The 17,192-nt window shown below is 42.9% G+C and carries 17 protein-coding genes and 1 pseudogene; 12 read left to right on the top strand and 6 right to left on the bottom strand.

What is annotated here, in order from left to right; all coding sequences use genetic code 11:
• The 3 genes and pseudogenes from BM736_RS23175 to BM736_RS23165 form a co-directional block, all read left to right on the top strand.
• Positions 1 to 276: pseudogene (locus tag BM736_RS23175) on the top strand (IS4 family transposase); the annotation flags it as partial.
• Between the two features lie 112 nt (positions 277 to 388).
• Positions 389 to 637 carry a response regulator gene (locus BM736_RS23170; protein ID WP_256717998.1) on the top strand — a complete coding sequence of 83 codons (249 nt, stop codon included), beginning with the start codon at positions 389 to 391 and terminating at the stop codon, positions 635 to 637.
• Between the two features lie 332 nt (positions 638 to 969).
• A complete protein-coding gene (locus BM736_RS23165; protein ID WP_076416647.1) occupies positions 970 to 1,164 on the top strand; it encodes a hypothetical protein in 195 nt (64 codons plus the stop codon).
• A gap of 135 nt (positions 1,165 to 1,299) precedes the next feature.
• Here the strand turns inward: BM736_RS23165 and BM736_RS23160 are convergent, their stop codons facing one another.
• The 3 genes from BM736_RS23160 to BM736_RS23150 all read right to left on the bottom strand — a co-directional run bounded on the left by BM736_RS23160 (position 1,300) and on the right by BM736_RS23150 (position 3,344).
• Positions 1,300 to 1,635, bottom strand: a complete 336-nt coding sequence (locus tag BM736_RS23160; RefSeq protein ID WP_076416646.1) for a PBPRA1643 family SWIM/SEC-C metal-binding motif protein — start codon at positions 1,633 to 1,635, stop codon at positions 1,300 to 1,302.
• 141 nt (positions 1,636 to 1,776) lie between these two features.
• Positions 1,777 to 1,962, bottom strand: coding sequence for a hypothetical protein (locus tag BM736_RS25485; protein ID WP_076416645.1), 186 nt, complete (start codon positions 1,960 to 1,962; stop codon positions 1,777 to 1,779).
• A gap of 131 nt (positions 1,963 to 2,093) precedes the next feature.
• The gene (locus tag BM736_RS23150) at positions 2,094 to 3,344 is read right to left on the bottom strand and encodes a dicarboxylate/amino acid:cation symporter (RefSeq protein WP_076416644.1); all 1,251 of its coding nucleotides are present in this window, start codon (positions 3,342 to 3,344) and stop codon (positions 2,094 to 2,096) included.
• A gap of 269 nt (positions 3,345 to 3,613) precedes the next feature.
• On the opposite strand from BM736_RS23150, the gene BM736_RS23145 reads away from it, so the two are divergent.
• From BM736_RS23145 to BM736_RS23125, 5 genes are all read left to right on the top strand, one after another.
• Complete coding sequence (locus BM736_RS23145; protein ID WP_076416643.1) at positions 3,614 to 4,039, top strand: YqaA family protein; 426 nt, start codon at positions 3,614 to 3,616, stop codon at positions 4,037 to 4,039.
• 196 nt (positions 4,040 to 4,235) lie between these two features.
• Positions 4,236 to 7,070 carry a pitrilysin family protein gene (locus BM736_RS23140; protein ID WP_076416642.1) on the top strand — a complete coding sequence of 945 codons (2,835 nt, stop codon included), beginning with the start codon at positions 4,236 to 4,238 and terminating at the stop codon, positions 7,068 to 7,070.
• 166 nt (positions 7,071 to 7,236) lie between these two features.
• Complete coding sequence (gene gshA / locus BM736_RS23135; RefSeq protein ID WP_076416641.1) at positions 7,237 to 8,835, top strand: glutamate--cysteine ligase; 1,599 nt, start codon at positions 7,237 to 7,239, stop codon at positions 8,833 to 8,835.
• Positions 8,822 to 9,232 carry a hypothetical protein gene (locus tag BM736_RS23130; protein WP_083700505.1) on the top strand — a complete coding sequence of 137 codons (411 nt, stop codon included), beginning with the start codon at positions 8,822 to 8,824 and terminating at the stop codon, positions 9,230 to 9,232. Before gshA ends, BM736_RS23130 begins: the two co-directional genes overlap by 14 nt.
• 133 nt (positions 9,233 to 9,365) lie before the next feature.
• On the top strand, positions 9,366 to 9,983 hold the full coding sequence (locus BM736_RS23125) for a hypothetical protein (protein ID WP_076416656.1): 618 nt from the start codon (positions 9,366 to 9,368) through the stop codon (positions 9,981 to 9,983).
• A gap of 68 nt (positions 9,984 to 10,051) precedes the next feature.
• Here the strand turns inward: BM736_RS23125 and BM736_RS23120 are convergent, their stop codons facing one another.
• Together BM736_RS23120 and purE are read right to left on the bottom strand one after the other, a co-directional pair.
• On the bottom strand, positions 10,052 to 11,200 hold the full coding sequence (locus BM736_RS23120) for a 5-(carboxyamino)imidazole ribonucleotide synthase (RefSeq protein WP_076416639.1): 1,149 nt from the start codon (positions 11,198 to 11,200) through the stop codon (positions 10,052 to 10,054).
• A gap of 1 nt (position 11,201) precedes the next feature.
• A complete protein-coding gene (gene purE / locus BM736_RS23115) occupies positions 11,202 to 11,684 on the bottom strand; it encodes a 5-(carboxyamino)imidazole ribonucleotide mutase (protein ID WP_076416638.1) in 483 nt (160 codons plus the stop codon).
• Between the two features lie 276 nt (positions 11,685 to 11,960).
• Between purE and BM736_RS23110 the strand changes: the two genes are divergently transcribed.
• From BM736_RS23110 to BM736_RS23095, 4 genes are all read left to right on the top strand, one after another.
• Positions 11,961 to 12,803 carry a hypothetical protein gene (locus tag BM736_RS23110; RefSeq protein ID WP_076416637.1) on the top strand — a complete coding sequence of 281 codons (843 nt, stop codon included), beginning with the start codon at positions 11,961 to 11,963 and terminating at the stop codon, positions 12,801 to 12,803.
• 81 nt (positions 12,804 to 12,884) lie between these two features.
• Positions 12,885 to 14,987 carry a VWA domain-containing protein gene (locus BM736_RS23105; RefSeq protein WP_076416636.1) on the top strand — a complete coding sequence of 701 codons (2,103 nt, stop codon included), beginning with the start codon at positions 12,885 to 12,887 and terminating at the stop codon, positions 14,985 to 14,987.
• Between the two features lie 142 nt (positions 14,988 to 15,129).
• Entirely contained in the window at positions 15,130 to 15,702 is a 573-nt protein-coding gene (locus BM736_RS23100) for a sigma-70 family RNA polymerase sigma factor (RefSeq protein WP_179079102.1), read from the top strand.
• On the top strand, positions 15,692 to 16,495 hold the full coding sequence (locus tag BM736_RS23095) for a hypothetical protein (RefSeq protein WP_076416634.1): 804 nt from the start codon (positions 15,692 to 15,694) through the stop codon (positions 16,493 to 16,495). The genes BM736_RS23100 and BM736_RS23095 overlap by 11 nt, the downstream gene beginning before the upstream one ends.
• A gap of 71 nt (positions 16,496 to 16,566) precedes the next feature.
• Here the strand turns inward: BM736_RS23095 and BM736_RS23090 are convergent, their stop codons facing one another.
• A complete protein-coding gene (locus tag BM736_RS23090; RefSeq protein WP_076416633.1) occupies positions 16,567 to 17,046 on the bottom strand; it encodes a hypothetical protein in 480 nt (159 codons plus the stop codon).
• Between the last annotated feature and the right edge of the window lie 146 nt (positions 17,047 to 17,192).

Here is a 17,192-nt window from a genome sequence, read left to right as displayed (position 1 = left end):
CTTATCGCTTATAATCTGGTTCGCTTAGAAATGGTAGCGATAGCAAAAGAAGCCAAAGTTGCACCCACCCGTATTAGCTTTACCGCAGCGATAAGCTTGATAGACACTCAATTAAGATGGCTTGCTTTATCACCTGATGGGAAGTTGCCAGCTAAGCTGAAGCAAATGCGGGCCGATATAAAACACTTTATCCTTCCAGATAAAAGAAAGCACCGAACATATCCACGTTCAGTGCTCTATATACCCAGCCGCTATCCACTTAAATATAAGCAGTAGTGCTTATCCGAATAGCATTACATCATTCGATGGGCTTTTTTTTGTGTTTGGTGGTAATTACTTTATAGCATCAGTTTGATTTGTATAGGTTGTTACAGTAGCAGCCGTTAATATCTTTAATGCAAATAAAATAGACCTCACTCTAATGGATTGCTTAATGCCAATAATGGATGGTTTTGAGGCGACAAAGACCATTAGAGACAGTGAAGTTAATGGTAACAGAGTACCCATATTTGCTGTAACAGCGAGTATTTCGGATGAGATCCCCCTGTTTTGTAAAACTGCTGGAATGGACGAAGTTTTGTTGAAGCCTTTTGATTTTGATGGCCTCATTTATCGGATCTGTAATTACTTAAAGTAATGCTCTAGTTCTACCAGTTTCCCCCTCAGTACACATGCAGTTTTTAACCTAGAGTTCATCCCTTTCAACTCTTCTATCTATTCCTCTGATTCATGGTGGATTTCAAACATTTCATCCTTAAATTGCAGGATTTTCTATGGCTATATAGTGTTTTGTATGGTGCATGACACTGAACTGATAGGTTAATCAGAGGAGGGTTGATTTAGATCAAGGTACCTCTACGCCATATAAGGTCTTATAAAGGTGATCGATATCACATGTGCAACTCTTTGTTGCGGAGGTAAGTCATATTTAGGCTTGCTTGAATTATCAACACGTCAAGGGGTGTACTTATGGAGTTATTACCAAATTGCTATACAGACCTATGTATCAATGGTAAATGGTTTCACTACGATCATGGGGAAAGTTCAGTGTTTATGCTTAACGGTAGCAGTCCGCTCTCATTTGAGCTTGATTCACTGCCAAAAACAGAAGATGAGCTAGAGATGCATTTAAATGTTATTTCAAGTAATTTGAACAATATTTAGAATCGCAAATCCCCTGAGCTTAAATAACGCTAAAAAGAACTAAGCTGAGCAGGGTGCAATAGTTGCCACTTTCCTTGAAAGTGGCATTTTCTTTTACAGCCCTAAACTAACAGCTGCAACAGAAGGGCGCTTTATTTAGCCGCAACACTTCTTATATTTCTTGCCACTGCCGCATAGGCAAGGGTCATTTCTCTTCGGTGTTTTATCGAAGCGGGTAGTAACTGGTTTATTGAGTACACTATCTAGCTCTGCGATATTTTCAGCTTTCTCTGAGTTAACTTCGATATTAGCTTGAAGCTGGTGCTCAGCAATCACTAATTGTATTTCAGCTTCACGCTCAACTGAGTTTACACACAGCGCTAAGGGGTTATCACTAGTACCAAGTTTCGCTACTCGCTTAGTGTTATAGCCATAGCTTTCATGCTTAGGTTTTGGGGTTTGGCGCCCCTTAAAGAAAAACTTATCTGACATGTTTGGTTCCAGTGTTATCGGTTTACATAAATAAAATCGAGTGTGCTTATACTATAGATGGCCGAATATTGCCATCTATAGTCCATTTAAAATTAAACGAGCTACGAGTATGAAGGGAGCTGGAAAAGGGAAATTGAGCCGTTAACCCCTTATATTTTGTTCAGCAGTGAGCCAGAGAAGAAAACCAAGGGAGAGTATAACAGTAGCGCTAATGGCTAAAATGTAGATAAAGCCTTTCTTACCTTGTTTTAGAGGTACACCATTAAAGTGTAAAAAGATGGTCCATATGAGGCAGAGGATAATAGGAAGCAGAAAGAGTTTTGCCATTATGTACCTAGTAAGGGATTGGGAGTATTGGTGGTAAGTATAATACTAAATATCAGTTGCTGAATAGGCGATTAGTGTAAAACAAGCCGCATTAGCGGCTTGTTTTACAACTTGATTCATTTGAGACTGAGTTAGCTTGTTGCTTGCTTAAGCTCTTCGTCATCACCGGCATAAAACTGCGCTTCGTCCAGTTGACCTTCAGATTTACCAATCACCACAGCAGTCATCATATCGCCAGTCACATTGGTACTGGTTCTTATCATATCGATTATACGGTCTATAGCAGCGATAAAGGCTATACCTTCCAGAGGAAGCCCTACCACGCCTAAAGTGACTGATAGCATAACCATGGCACTACCAGGAACACCTGCGGTGCCCACTGAGGCGACAGTGGCTGTAACAGCGATAAGCATATAGTCGGTCATATCTAATGGGATACCATAGATCTGGGCGATGAAAATGGCCGCGATCGCTGGGTAAATACCCCCACAACCATCCATGTTCATGGTTGCGCCCAAAGGCAATACAAAAGAGCCATAACGCTTTGAAACGCCCATAGACTCTGTGCATTTTGTACTCGCAGGCAAGGTGCCAAAGCTAGATGCAGTTGTAAAAGCCACTATTTGAGCTGGCATCGCTTTACGGAAGAACTGAATTGGGCTCAACTTAGCAGCGAACTTTATCAGGCCACCATAAACAAAAATAATATGAATGAGTGCAGCTAAATAGATAGCGCCAATAAACTTACCTAAAGGCAACAGAGTAGATAAGCCATATTCGCCTACGACCCACGCCATTAAGCCAAATACGCCAATCGGAGTAAGTTGTAAAACCATGCGAGTCAGTTGGAACATCACTTCAGCGCCGGCTTCGAAGGTACGCTTTAAAGGTTCAGCTTTTTCACCTACCTTATTGATGGCAATACCAATCAGTGCCGCAAATACGATGATCTGCAGTACTTTACCCTCAGCGAGAGAAGCAAATGGGTTCACGGGGATCATATCGAGTAGTACTTGAGCAAAACCTGGGACGTGGCGCTCTCGTACCTCAGTTGCGACGAGATCCATAGTGCCGCCCATATCAATAAGGGAGCCGACGGTTAAACCTATGAGAGAAGCTAGTGTTCCTGTGAACATGAACATAGCTAAGGTTTTAAAGCTCAATCTTTTCAAGCTCACTTGAGAGCCTAAAGCTGTGATGCTGACAACGATGGCACAAAAGACCAAAGGTGCAACCAACATCTTGATGGCGCCAATAAATAGGTCACCTAAAGGTTTAAGTACAGTGGCTGATTCGCCAAAAATTACACCTATCATTGCCCCTAAAAAAAAGCCTGCAAGCACTTTTTGCCAAAAAGGGATCTGTTTAATGGTTTGCCACATGTTTTGTTATTCCAAGTATTTTTTATTATTAATATTCAAAAAATTGTTTAGCGCTATCGTGTGCTTGTTCAAACGCCCAAGGCGATAACGCTATTATCCGATGTTTTCATTGTATAGATAGAGCTAGTTGCAAAACAAACCGATTTCGTTATAACTTATTGTGATAATTGAGTTTGTTTTAATAACTTTACGAGTTAACGAGTGGTTAACATGGTTTTTATTTCTTCATTAATAACAAAAAATTACGATTTTTCATTAGGTAAGCATTTATGACAGAGTTATGGTTGATGTTCAGTGCAGCTTTTGTTGCTGCGACCTTGTTGCCAGGCGGATCAGAAATTTTACTTATCGCATTGATCAATGACGATAATTCAAACTGGCTTGCGCTGGTTATTTTAGCGAGTTTGGGTAATACATTAGGGTCAATCACTAGCTATTATCTAGGAACATTAGGCCGATTTGCTCGTAGTCCAGAGGAGATGGCTAAAGGTCGATATAAGCATTCATTATCACTTATTCAAAAGTACGGCTATTGGTCGTTATTATTAGCTTGGACGCCGATTATTGGTGATTTATTATGTTTATTAGCCGGATGGATGAAACTTCCTTTGCTGAGGTCGACTCTGATGATACTAATAGGTAAAAGTGTACGTTACTTTTTAGTCGCAGCATTTACTCTGCACTGGTTCGGTTAACTGACCAAGCCAGTTCCTTATGAGTGAATACTAATGGCGATTAAAGTACTCGGTTAAAGTACTCGGTTAAAGAACTCGGTTAAAGAACTCAGTTAAAGGACTAAAGTAGGTAATAAACAACTGAAAGTGTTGGGTGATACTCGACACCGCGCTTACCTATATGAGCTATAAATAGACTATTTTTAAGGAGAAAACATTGAAAAGATGGATATTAGCTGTAGCGATCTCTTCAGCTCTGGCTGGCTGTGCGAATCAAGAGTCCGTTTCAAACCTACCAGCAGGTGTAACATTACTAGAAACGGTTAAGTTTACAGAATCCCAAGTCGGCATTCCCTATAAAAAGTACCAACTTTCCAATGGCCTTACCGTTATTCTTCATCAAGACAAGTCAGATCCATTAGTGCATGTCGATGTGACCTATCATGTTGGCTCAGCGAGAGAGTTCGAAGGACGATCGGGTTTTGCCCACTTGTTTGAGCATATGATGTTTCAAGGCTCACAACATGTAGGTGACGAACAGCATTTTAAAACTGTGACTGAAGCAGGTGGCACCCTCAATGGTACCACCAATACTGATAGAACAAATTACTTCGAAACTGTGCCTAGCAACCAATTAGAGAAGATGCTTTGGTTAGAGTCAGATCGAATGGGCTTCTTTTTACCTGCCTTGACTGAAAAGAAGTTTGAAGTTCAACGTGAAACGGTCAAGAACGAACGCGCTCAACGAATAGATAACCAGCCATATGGGCGAATGGGTGAGCAGTTTAACCAAGCTTTCTATCCTCAGGGACACCAGTATTCATGGCCAGTTATTGGCTGGCCTGAAGATTTGCAACGAGCTAACTTAGATGATGTTAAGCACTTCTTCCAGCGTTGGTATGGTCCAAATAATGCGACTTTGACAATAGGCGGAGATTTTGATGAGTTCCAGACATTAGCCTGGGTCAATAAATACTTCGGTGAGATCCCATCAGGTCCCAAGGTTGAGCCTGATGAAAAGCAGCTCGTTAGTTTAGATAAAACCCGTTATATCTCAATGGAAGATAGAGTACATCTTCCCTTGTTACGTATTGCATTCCCCACAGTCTATGCTCGCCATCAAGATGAGGCAGCATTAGACCTGCTTTCAAATATCTTAGGTGGGGGCAAAACATCAATATTTTATAAAAACTTAGTGAAAGATGGCTATGCCGTTCAAGCGGGTGTCAGTCATCCTTGCCAAGAGTTAGCTTGTCAATTTTCTATGTATGCCTTAGCAAACCCTGCCAAAGGTGGCAATTTGGCTGATATCGAGCAGCGGATTCAGGAATCTATTGCAGAATTTGAGCAGCGTGGTGTGACAGATGATGATCTGGAGAAAGTAAAAGTCCAATTTGAAGCTAGCACTATTTTTGGACTGCAAAGTGTTTCTGGCAAAGTATCGACCTTGGCCTTTAACCAGACGTTTTCTGGTAATCCAGATATGATCACCTCCGATCTTAAGCGTTATGCAAACGTCACTAAAGCCGATGTGATGCGTGTTTTTAATCAGTACATCAAAAACAAGCCTATGGTTGTCATGAGCGTTGTTCCAGAGGGGCAAGATAAGCTTATTGCCCATGAAGATACCTTCACGCCGCCAGCATTGAGTGTTTCAAGTGTTGCAGTTGAGGGGCTTGAGGAGCACAAGCAAGTCGTTTCATCGTTTGACCGTACTAAGATGCCTGAGGCTGGACCTGCGCCTGTACTTTCATCACCAACCCTTTGGAAGGGAAGCTTAGCGAATAATATTGAGGTGATGGGGACTGAAAGTGAAGAGACCCCTACAGTTGAATTGGTTATTTACCTCAATGGTGGCCATAGACTGGTTCCTGTTGAAAAAGCAGGTCTGTCAGGTTTAACGGCTGCTATGCTCAATGAGTCGAGTGTATCGCGTAGCTCTGAGGAGCTGGCGCAAGCATTGGAGATGCTAGGCAGTAGTGTCACATTTGGCTCAAGTGCATATCAAAGTTATATCAAAGTTTCGAGCCTGACATCTCGTCTTGATGAAACATTAGCCGTAGTGCAGGAGCGATTATTTGAACCCGCTTTTAAGGCCAGTGATTTCGATAGGTTAAAGCAGCAGCAACTGCAAAGCTTACAACATATGATGTCTGACCCTAATTTCTTGGCCAATACAGCTTTTGATGGCTTACTTTACGGCAGTGAAAGTCCATTGGGTGTCAGCAGTAGTGGTACCTTAGAAAGTGTTTCATCTTTGACACTCAATGATGTTAAAGCTTTCTATAAAGAGCAGTATCGCGCTGGCAATGCCCAAATTATTGCAGTGAGCAACCTAAGTGAATCTGAAGTTCTGGGTAAACTCAAAGGCTTTAGCCAATGGTCAGGTGCTGCAACGCCTCTGCCACCCTTATCAAAGTTGCCTAAGCTTAAGGGCGGTAAAATATACATTTTAGATAAACCTGGCGCTGCGCAATCTGTGATTAAGATCGGTAAGCGAGCTTTACCTTATGATGCAACGGGTGAGTACTTTAAGTCATACCTGATGAATTATCCTTTAGGCGGTGCATTTAATAGCCGAATTAACCTGAATTTACGTGAAGATAAAGGGTATACCTATGGCGCGAGAAGCTTTTTTGCAGGTGGAATTGAGCTAGGCGTTTATCAAGCTCAGGCTAGTGTGCGTAGTGATGTGACCTCTGAAGCGTTAGTGGAGTTTGTTAAAGAGATCAAAGCCTATCGCCAATCTGGTATGACTGATGAAGAGCTGGCCTTTATGCGAGCTTCTATCTCTCAAGGAAAAGCGCTTGATTATGAGACTCCTTATCAAAAAGCGGGCTTTATGCGCCGTATACAACGTTTCGAGCTGGACGATAACTTCACTGAGCAGCAGACCAAGATCACTAACTCTGTGTCGAAAGATGAGTTAAACACGCTCGCTAAGAAACAGTTAGATCTTCACAAAATGGTAGTATTAATTGTGGGTGATAAGGCATCGATTGAGGCGGATATTAAAGCACTTGGATATCCAGTGAAAACTTTAGAGTTGTAATCTGTAATTTAGACCCAATATCTAGAGGCAGTAAATAACGGTATCTTTTCTAGGTCAAGATACCGTTATTTTTAGCTAGGAAGCAGACTTGGCAGAGACGTTTTCTCTCATGATTGTATTTTGAAATAAGATTCAATCTAAGAGGGTCTATCCATGACAAGCCTAAATGATGACAAAACTTGAGAATAAAATATTGAACTCTTTCAATAAACTGATCGACAACCTTTCTGATCCAGTAGGTCGTCAAGCACTACAAGGCATGCAGCGTGGAATAGAGCGTGAAGCATTAAGAATTAATGATTCAGGCCACCTTGCAACAGATCCCCATCCTAGTGCGTTAGGTTCAGCCCTTACTCACTCAAGGATCACTACCGATTACAGCGAGTCACTACTAGAGTTTATTACTCCTGTTTTTAGTGATATTGACAGCTTGTTGGAAGATCTGACCTATACACACGCCTTTACTGTGCAAAACCTTGATCAACAGGGACTTTGGCCTGTTAGCATGCCTTGTTTTGTTGGTGAGGTTGCTGATATCCCAATTGCTGATTACGGTACGTCTAATACAGGTAAGATGAAGCGACTATATCGAAAGGGGTTAACCTATCGTTATGGTGCTCAGATGCAGATTATCTCAGGTGTGCATTTTAATTTTTCGGTATCAGACTCTCTCTGGGATAGGCTATATCAGTTAAGTGATCAACAAGCGTCGAAGACTGACTTTATCTCTGAATCTTACCTAGGGTTGATCCGCAACTATCGTCGAATGGTGTGGGTACTGCCTTACCTGTTTGGTGCATCGCCTGCACTGTGCCGCTCTTTTGTTAAAGACCAACAAACCGACATAGAATTTGAAGAGATGGGTAACGGTACTCTGTATCTTCCTTACGCGACGTCTTTGAGAATGAGCGATCTCGGTTATACCAATAAAGAGCAGGAAAGGTTAAACATTAGCTACGACTCCCTAGAGCAATATTTAGATGGGATGCAGAAGGCAATCAATATGCCTTCGGCTAGTTTTGAAGAAATTGGGGTTAAAGTCGATGGCGAATTTAGACAGTTAAACGCCAACGTACTGCAAATTGAAAATGAATTTTACTCGCCTATCAGAGCTAAGCGTGTAGGTTTAAATGGTGAGAAACCTTCAGAATCTCTAGCGAGAGCTGGGGTTGAATATATTGAAGTTAGAGCCCTTGATGTCAATCCCTATAGTGCAGTAGGGATTGAGGCTTCACAAATTCGATTTTTAGATATGTTCCTCCTGCATTGCCTGCTGAATGATTCAGAGAAAACTGGGGATATCCAAGAGCAGGAGATCGCGGCCAACTTAAATAGTGTCATTCTTCAAGGGCGTAAACCTGGACTTGAATTAAGCAGAAATGGCGAGCCAGTCGCTTTAAAAGAGTGGATGAAAGAGCTCTTTAGCTCATTAAAGTCAATTGCTGCACTGCTAGATAGCGACACAGATAAACAATACGGCGAAGCGTTAGATAAGTGGCTTGCCTGCGTAAATGATCCTGAGCTCACCCTTTCAGGACAGATCATTAAAGCACTTAAGCAAGATGAGATTGACCATGGCTGTTGGGTTAAACAACTGGCCAAGCAATATCATAAAACCTTAAGTGAATATGAGCTGCCTCAATCTGTGGTAACTCGCTATCAAGAAGCTGCAAAAGATTCGCTATTAGAGCAAGCGAAGATGGAAGCGGAGTCGACGCAGAGTTTTGCGACATACCTTGATGATTACTTTAATGCTGCGAGCTAAGTTAGCTTTAGCGCTACTTATCTTGCTGTCAGGCTGTGCTTCACAGCCTGACAAAGGCCTTGAGTGTGGTTTCGTGTCTGGTTATCTAGAGCCTGATCAGCAAGATGACCTTTATCGTGCTGTGGTGACCCATCTTGATGGTAAGCCAGTGATCTCTAAGCCTAACTATCAACTCTCACCTGGTGAATACAGGTTTACATTTGCTGAGTTAATCAGTGCGCCCTCTTTAAAAGTCAAACTTGCAGCCCGTACACCCAAGGAGTTGTTGGTTAAGGTTGAAGCAAATCGTCGATATCACTTTGCGGCAAAATTTAATACCGATAAACGATACCGTGGCAATGATGATGGCTTCTGGCAACCTATGATCTGGCTTGAAGAGCCAACAGAGTGTGAATGAGAGGTAAAAAAATAACAGCGAGTCGTTAATAATCAGCAGATATTGCATCGGGGAATTGCTTCTTTTACTCAAGAGTGTGACACTTGAGTCGCTCTTTTTTGTTATTGATATTAACCAGATGGTATCTGTATTTATGAAATGGTATTCCCTTCTTTGTGCGGCAGTGATCGCACTCGTATTAACTGGCTGTGCAACTCCTCCCCCAAAAGATCCTGAAAACTTATGTTCGATCTATCAAGAGAACCGCTCTTGGTACAGTGCAGCTCAAAAAACGCAAGAGAAGTGGGGCGTGCCAGTGCATGTCCCTTTGGCTATGATGTATCAAGAGAGCTCCTTTAAGCACAATGCGGCGCCACCTATGGAGTATTTTCTTGGTTTTATCCCTATAGGTAGAGCCAGTGATGCTTATGGCTATGCTCAAGCAAAAACCATGACCTGGGATGATTACGTTCGCGAAACAGGTAACTCCTGGTCGAGCCGAAGCAACTTTGATGATGCGATGGATTTTATGGGCTGGTTTATCTATAAAACCCATAAGATAAATGGTGTGTCAAAGTGGGATGCTAGGAATCAATACCTTAATTACCATGAAGGTTGGGGGGGCTATAAGCGTAAAACCTACAACCAAAAAGCTTGGCTAATTAAAGTTGCCGATAGAGTCGACTCACGTTCTAAACGATATGCAGCGCAATATAGAGGTTGCAAAGAAGATCTTGACTCCTCCTGGCTTTGGCGTTTGTTTTTCGGTTAAAACTGTCTAGACATAAAAAAGCCGAGTTACACCTTAGGTATGAACTCGGCTATATCAATTGTTTAGCGTTAACTCTGTAACAATCGTTCTGCCATTGAACGTACGCCGGGGTAATCATGCTCTGGCAGTATATCTGCCAGTTGCGCTAATTTCTTACCCAGTGCTAGATTGTTTTCAGCAGAGACATTGATGTGGCCCATTTTTCGGCCAACCTTTTGCTCTTTACCGTACCAATGGCTCTTAACATCTGCAATCTCGAGTACTTGTGTTGAGATTGAAGCTTGACCTAATACATTGATCATCACACTAGGCTTTTGAATACCAGTATCACCCATAGGTAATCCTGAAACTGCACGCAGATGGTTTTCAAACTGGCTGCATGCGGTACCTTGCTGAGTCCAGTGACCTGAGTTATGTACTCTAGGTGCGATCTCATTAACCATTAAGGTCCCCGCTACCTCAAAAAACTCAATGGCTAATACACCGACGTAATCCATAGAGGCTGCAAGCTTATTAAATGCATCTATCGCTTGTTGCTGGATATTATCATCCATTGCTGCCGCTAACGATAAAGTTAATACGCCATTGGTATGCTGGTTTTCAGTGACAGGGTAAGTTTTTACATTACCACTTTTATCCCTCACGCCAATCACAGAGACTTCACGATCAAAGGGGATCATCTTCTCAGCAATAATGGTGTGTGGGAGGGTTTGTGTACCGCTAGCAATAAAACCAGCCATTTCATCCCAAACAGAATCAAGTTGTTCTAATGATTTTAAACGCCACTGTCCTTTACCATCATAACCCGCTTGGCACGTTTTGATTACCAGAGGTAAGCCTAACAAGGGGACAGCATCTAACAGGTGTTGTTTTTCGGTGATCAATTTATAGGGAGCAGAAGGCACACCCGTTGTATCGAGAAGGGCTTTTTCAATACTGCGATCGCCGCCAGTTTTAATTGCGGCTTTACCTGGGTAGAACTTTCCACTTTGGCAGCACAAGGTCAATACATCGTCGGGGATATGCTCGAACTCTGAGGTGATCACATCAACGAGTGAGATGGCCTGCTCTAGAGTTTGGTTAAAGTCCTCGAGGGTAAGAGGATGAATTATTTTCTTGGAGCCAACATCATAGGCGCGCACATTCAAATTTAGCGGCGCACCTTCTAAGCTCATCATACGTGCTAGTTGCCCAGCACCTAAAACTAATATGTTCATATTAAATCGCAGGATCTGGGTTAGCTAATATTGTGTTGGTTTGCTGCTGACGAAAAGCCTCAATCTTCTCAAAAATCTCAGGTTGCTGAGAGCCCAATATTTGAGCGGCTAATAAGCCTGCATTGGCAGCGCCTGCGTCACCGATAGCTAAAGTGCCTACTGCAACACCTTTCGGCATTTGGCAGATTGAGAGTAATGAATCAATACCATTAAGGGCTTTAGATTTTACCGGCACGCCGAGTACAGGCAAGCTAGTGTATGCTGCAACCATTCCCGGTAGATGCGCCGCGCCGCCAGCACCAGCGATAATGACGTTAATACCACGTTCTGCAGCTGTTGAAGCGTATTCGGCTAGCAGATGAGGTGTTCTGTGGGCAGAAACAACTCGGGTCTCATAGGCGATACCAAATGTATCTAACATTGTTGCCGCATGTTCCATGGTCGGCCAGTCAGATTTGGAACCCATAATGATACCAACTTTCATACATACTCCTTCTAAGGGTGAGCTTAAATAAACATGACATACTCGAAATTTGCGCCCGATTATACACATAGAAGTCTGTTATTCGAAGCTTTGCTAACAAATGTACCGTTTGCTTGAGAGAACGCTATTTTCTCTTAATTAGGCGCATTTTCGGCCTCTGTATATACGCACTCCATCAAAAGGTGGATTTACTACTTTTGAGCCATACTTAACTGGTTAAGGGAGGGGCTGTCAGCAATAAATCAACAAGCACTCTTGTCTGTGTAGGAGGAGTCAATGAGAGCAGTCAGTATTATCTTAGTCTTGATTTTGGGTGTAATCATTTCATTGTCAGCGATAGCTAAAGATAAGACATTAGAGATGATCATTTTAGGTGAAAATGAAACCTATAGCGGTTCAATTGATGGTGAAGACAATTTAATCATTAGTATTTGGAATATGCTCCGTGTTGAAAGTCCCATTAAGCTATCGGTTGGTTATCAGCAGGTGAGTATGAGCCGCTCTTGGGCTGAGCTGATTCGTCTAGATAATGCATGTGTGATGAATAAGCTGAAAACTGCAGATAGGCTTGATATCGCCGAATATAGCCAATATCCATTATCTGTTTTTCCTCCGATCAGGTTGATAACCCTTGCTCGCAATGAAAGTCGATTTAAATCACCATTTTCATTTCAGCAGCTTGAGCATAACCCCGCATTAAAGTTAGGCGTGGTTAAATCTCGAACCTATGGGGTTGAGTTAGATGCTCAAATTGAAAAATACGCTAAGCATATTTTTACCCGAGGTGGCATCGATTCCTCTGATAAGTTAGTCGATATGCTGCTGGCAGGAAGGTTGGACGGAATTCTTGAGTACACGCTTTCAATTGAAGGTTATCTGCAAGATGAAGGTATTGACGAGCGGGTTATCGCTCTGCCCATCACGGACATTTCTGAGTTAATGTTAGGCTATATTGCTTGCTCAAAAACCATCAAAGGGGGCGCTATTATTGATGCGATAAATTCAAGTTTTACTAAGCCTGGGGTCAGTCAAGCCTACATTGATATGCACATTAACCATTTTGGAGTTACCGAGGCTGAGCTCTTAAAACCAAAGTTAGACTCATTGTTTACTCAGTAATATCTGCGTCACTGTAAAAACGTAACCCTTTTTACATCTGTTCTCGTTAATAAGAGAAACAACAGATGAAAGGGGAAGTTCATGAACAAGCCAAATACCTGCTCCATTAATACTCTTCACGCTAGCCAACAAGTGAATAGACGTTATCGATTGTCGCTTATCTCAGTGTCGCTGTTTCTCGCCTTGTCGGCTTGTAATGGTCAGCAAACAGAAGATAAAACGGTAAAATCTGAGCCAGTGCCTGAGCAAGTTCAGAAAGCTCACCAAGCCGAACTGGAAAGTAAGCCTGTGCAGCGCTTTCAAGTTACTGCATCTCATGAAGTACAAGCTCAAGATGATAATCTAATGCCCGCCTTAAGATCGCAACATGAGTTATCTGAGGGAAAGTCAGCTGATGTTTACGCTGCAGGTAAACCGGTTGCTGCGCAGGTGCAAAAAATGAAGGCTTTGAGCCCTACTCATGCAATGGGCCAGATGAGTATGCCTAGAGAGCCGCATGGATATGAAGCCGTAGCTCGAGATAACTTTGAGCGTCAAGTCGCCAATGGCATCATGGTTGCTGGTGAAATTCCTGTGTCGACTTTCTCCATCGATACCGATACCGGTAGTTATTCGACATTGAGACGCTGGATAAATCAAGGGCGTTTACCTCAGCAAGGCACACTGAGAGTTGAGGAGATGATTAACTATTTTGATTATCAATATTCAGTATCGCCAATCAATGAACACGCATTTAGCCTTCATACTGAGCTGGCTGCCTCACCTTATAATGCCGATAAAATGTTACTTAAAATCGGGCTTAAGGGCTTTGAATTAGATAAGTCTCAAATCGGTCCGAGTAACTTGGTCTTTCTACTTGATGTGTCGGGCTCTATGGCCTCAAAAGATAAATTACCTTTGCTAAAAACTTCATTAAAGATGCTATCTCAGCAACTCAGTGAGCAAGATAGTATCTCAATCGTCGTCTATGCCGGGGCGTCAGGAGTCGTATTAGATGGATGCAAAGGTAATGACTTTCAAAGGATCTCACAAGCTTTAGATGAGTTAAAGGCGCAAGGTTCAACTAATGGAAGCGCAGGGATAAAAAAGGCCTATCAGCTAGCAGAACAGCACTTTATAGAGGGTGGTGTTAATCGAGTTATCCTGGCAACCGATGGTGATTTTAACTTAGGTATTACTCACCATGAATCGCTGATATCACTCATAGAAGCAAAGCGTGATAAAGGTATCGCGTTAACGACATTAGGCTTTGGTCAGGGGAACTACAATGATCACCTGATGGAGCAACTCGCTGATAAAGGTAATGGTCATTACGCTTACATAGATACACTTAATGAAGCCCGAAAAGTATTGGTTGATGAGTTAAGTTCAACCCTGATGACGATTGCCAAAGATGTCAAAGTGCAGGTCGAATTTAATCCGGCCTTAGTGTCAGAGTACCGCTTAATAGGCTATGAAAATCGAGCGCTTAATCGTGAAGACTTTAATAATGACAAAGTTGATGCTGGCGAAATTGGTGCGGGCCATACCGTAACGGCCTTATATGAACTCAGTTATGTCGATAGCCCCAATCAGGCTAATGATGCCCTTAGGTATGGTTTGGATAAAACCACGGGTAGGGAAAAGTACAGCCGAGAAGAGATAGCCTTTGTTAAGCTGAGATATAAGCCCTTAGGTGAAGAGGCAAGCCGATTAATATCTAAGCCAATAACCCAGAAATCATCGGTTAACAGCTTCGCTCAAGCCAGTGATGACTATAGGTTTTCAGCAGCAGTCGCGGGCCTTGGCCAGCTGTTAAATCACAGTCATTACACCCATGATTTAGACTATGCCAAGGTCATCGACATCGCGCAATCAGCATTAGGCCCTGATGAGTTTGGATATCGTCATGAGTTTATTCAGCTAGCGAAAACCGCTGAGATGTTGGCCAAGCAAGAGCAAGGTGTTTCACAGCAGGGCAACGTACGAAGCGACAAACTCATTTCTCCTGTGGTGGAGATGAAGGTTAACTCTTTTCCTATCCATAAACCAAGTGTTAAGCCGTTTGCTCAGTCTAAAGCTCATAGCCAGATTAATCTTGAGTCAAGCAAACCTGCTAAATACATCGCACCACACATAAAGTCGCCACAAAGCCAGCTTGAGATAGACAAAGGGGTTCAGGGCGTGCAAACTTTCAATGAGTAGTCTACCGATAACCTCTTTCTCCTTGACTGACAGGGCACCTGTTGTACTGATTGGATTAAGGGAAAGCAGAAAGAAGCAGGAGAGATGTGTGGCTGAACCGTTAGGGAAAGAGAGTATTGAGGCTGAAGAGGATCAACGTCTGATGCTCTGTTATGCCAGAGGGGATAGCAGGGCGTTTGAATCTCTGTACCAAAAGCATAAAGGTGGACTATACCGATACTTCGTTCGTCAAATAGGTGATCTTCAACTTGCTGAAGACCTCTATCAGGAGACTTGGGGCAGAGTCATAAAAGCCGCATCAAGTTACGAGTCTACGGCCAAGTTTACGACTTGGCTCTACCGGATTGCTCACAACTTGCTTATCGATCATGTAAGAGCCGTTAAACCGGTCGATCTATTTAGCGAAAAATTTGGTAATGAGCAAGACAGCGATGCAGTAGATAGTGACAATTTTTTACCTAGTGATGAGTTTTCACCTGATAAAGTGATGGAAGACAGTGTCAAAGCGAACTTGCTAAAGCGATGCATAGCCTTGTTGCCGACAGTACAGAAAGAGGCGTTACTGCTTAATATGGAAGCTGGGTTCACTGCTGGGGCTATTGCTGAGATCGTTGGCGTGACACTCGAAGCCACCAAAAGCCGCATTCGTTATGCTAATCAAGGGCTCAAATCCTGTGTGATGAACAAGTGGCAGGAGGTGCAAGATGAAAGATAGTAAAAATAAGGCCGTTAACAAACTCAATGAAGAGTTCGACAGTGATCTACAGACCTGGTATCAACTGCAAGAGCAGGAGCTACCAAGTCAAGAGCTTGATGATGCCATCATTAAGTTGGCGAAAGAGAACTGCGCCGAAAACGGCCCCTCTGTGGCTAACCAACAAGATAACACTTTAGAGACTGATAAAAGTGCTGATAAGGTTATTCGGGTCGAAAACAGCTTTTGGCGTAAAAATCGCTGGGTACTCTCGTCAGCTGCTTCTGTGATGCTGGTGGTGACTGTCATCATGTTGAATCCGCAAAGCCCGCAAGAGATCTTATCCGATGATGCTATGCCCATGATGATGCAGATGAATGAGCCTGTTTCAGCTGCAGAAGGCGTTAGTGTACAGAGTGATAGAGTGCCTTCTAAGGCCACTGATTCGAATCAAGCTGCGAGCCAAGAAGTTAATCAAGTACAGATGATGCCTAGGGCGATGTCGTCTTCACCTGCAGAGCTCGAGCGTGGAGTTGAGCCAAGTCTGAAGCAGGCTGGTCAGTCCTATCAGTTCGATGGAAGTGCAACAAAAGGAGTTGATGCGCCAAGCGTTGAGTTAATGCCACAGCATGAAGCCGTAGTGAGTGCGAAGCAGATGTTGAATCACCTTGCGCGCTTAATAGACACTGAGCAATTTGCAGAAGCTGAGAAGCTTATCATCAAGATAACCAAGCAATACCCTCAGCTTAATCAAGTGGACCATCCGGAGCATCAGCGTTGGAAGGAGTTAAAAGCCAAGACAGAACAGGATTAAGGGGAAAGGAGGCGTATGTTGCGAATGACATATGCCTCTTTAGTTAGACACGTAGGCTGCATCTGTGTTTATCAATCAAATAGTTCGCGAACCCAGTCCCAAACGCCTAAAGATGTGCCTTCGAGCAGGTCGATGCCAAGTGCAGACTTTAGAATATAGAGTGTGAGTATGCCAAGTAATACGCTGATCAAGATAAAGCTTAAGACCAAGCCGATAAACATTAGCATTGAGGCATGCTTTTCTCGGCGGGTATAGGCTCTGCGGTTCTTACCGAGCAAGAAGACATAATAGAAGCGCCAAGGGACAAATGGAAAAGCAAAGGTGCCTCGACTATCGATAAAGTGCGTGCCCCAAGTGCGATCGCCTAGGGCGACTCGCATGCCTTGAAGTTGTTCATCTGAGTAACTGCCTGCTAAGGAGGGGGGGAGTTTTTTTAGCAGTTTTTCAATCACGGGATCTTGTCTTATAGGCGTGGGGAAATCTAGGCTAACCTCTTCAGTCTCTTGAGAAACCGGCGCTGATGCTTGCTTATCTACCTCCTCACTTTTCATTGATTAGCCCATCTTTTGACCAAGACATCTACTGAGTATAGTCGGGCTGATTACTTGTACACATTTGCTAATGATTTATGTATTAATTTTTACTGTTGCTTTAATAAAAGTTTGCTACCTTGTTGGCCTTGAAAAATTCTATTAAT

The organism is Shewanella sp. UCD-KL12 (assembly GCF_001957125.1).
Lineage (GTDB): Bacteria > Pseudomonadota > Gammaproteobacteria > Enterobacterales > Shewanellaceae > Shewanella.
Note: the sequence above shows the minus strand (reverse complement) of the source record. Positions and strands in the feature narration are given on the sequence as shown.

What these genes read in the sequence shown, in the direction of transcription:
- BM736_RS23165 (WP_076416647.1), top strand. Translation starts at nt 970, where the DNA reads ATGGAGTTATTACCAAATTGCTATACAGACCTATGTATCAATGGTAAA.
- BM736_RS23160 (WP_076416646.1), bottom strand. Translation starts at nt 1,635, where the DNA reads ATGTCAGATAAGTTTTTCTTTAAGGGGCGCCAAACCCCAAAACCTAAG.
- BM736_RS25485 (WP_076416645.1), bottom strand. Translation starts at nt 1,962, where the DNA reads ATGGCAAAACTCTTTCTGCTTCCTATTATCCTCTGCCTCATATGGACC.
- BM736_RS23150 (WP_076416644.1), bottom strand. Translation starts at nt 3,344, where the DNA reads ATGTGGCAAACCATTAAACAGATCCCTTTTTGGCAAAAAGTGCTTGCA.
- BM736_RS23145 (WP_076416643.1), top strand. Translation starts at nt 3,614, where the DNA reads ATGACAGAGTTATGGTTGATGTTCAGTGCAGCTTTTGTTGCTGCGACC.
- gshA (WP_076416641.1), top strand. Translation starts at nt 7,237, where the DNA reads ATGATGACAAAACTTGAGAATAAAATATTGAACTCTTTCAATAAACTG.
- BM736_RS23130 (WP_083700505.1), top strand. Translation starts at nt 8,822, where the DNA reads ATGCTGCGAGCTAAGTTAGCTTTAGCGCTACTTATCTTGCTGTCAGGC.
- BM736_RS23125 (WP_076416656.1), top strand. Translation starts at nt 9,366, where the DNA reads ATGAAATGGTATTCCCTTCTTTGTGCGGCAGTGATCGCACTCGTATTA.
- BM736_RS23120 (WP_076416639.1), bottom strand. Translation starts at nt 11,200, where the DNA reads ATGAACATATTAGTTTTAGGTGCTGGGCAACTAGCACGTATGATGAGC.
- purE (WP_076416638.1), bottom strand. Translation starts at nt 11,684, where the DNA reads ATGAAAGTTGGTATCATTATGGGTTCCAAATCTGACTGGCCGACCATG.
- BM736_RS23110 (WP_076416637.1), top strand. Translation starts at nt 11,961, where the DNA reads ATGAGAGCAGTCAGTATTATCTTAGTCTTGATTTTGGGTGTAATCATT.
- BM736_RS23105 (WP_076416636.1), top strand. Translation starts at nt 12,885, where the DNA reads ATGAACAAGCCAAATACCTGCTCCATTAATACTCTTCACGCTAGCCAA.
- BM736_RS23100 (WP_179079102.1), top strand. Translation starts at nt 15,130, where the DNA reads ATGCTCTGTTATGCCAGAGGGGATAGCAGGGCGTTTGAATCTCTGTAC.
- BM736_RS23095 (WP_076416634.1), top strand. Translation starts at nt 15,692, where the DNA reads ATGAAAGATAGTAAAAATAAGGCCGTTAACAAACTCAATGAAGAGTTC.
- BM736_RS23090 (WP_076416633.1), bottom strand. Translation starts at nt 17,046, where the DNA reads ATGAAAAGTGAGGAGGTAGATAAGCAAGCATCAGCGCCGGTTTCTCAA.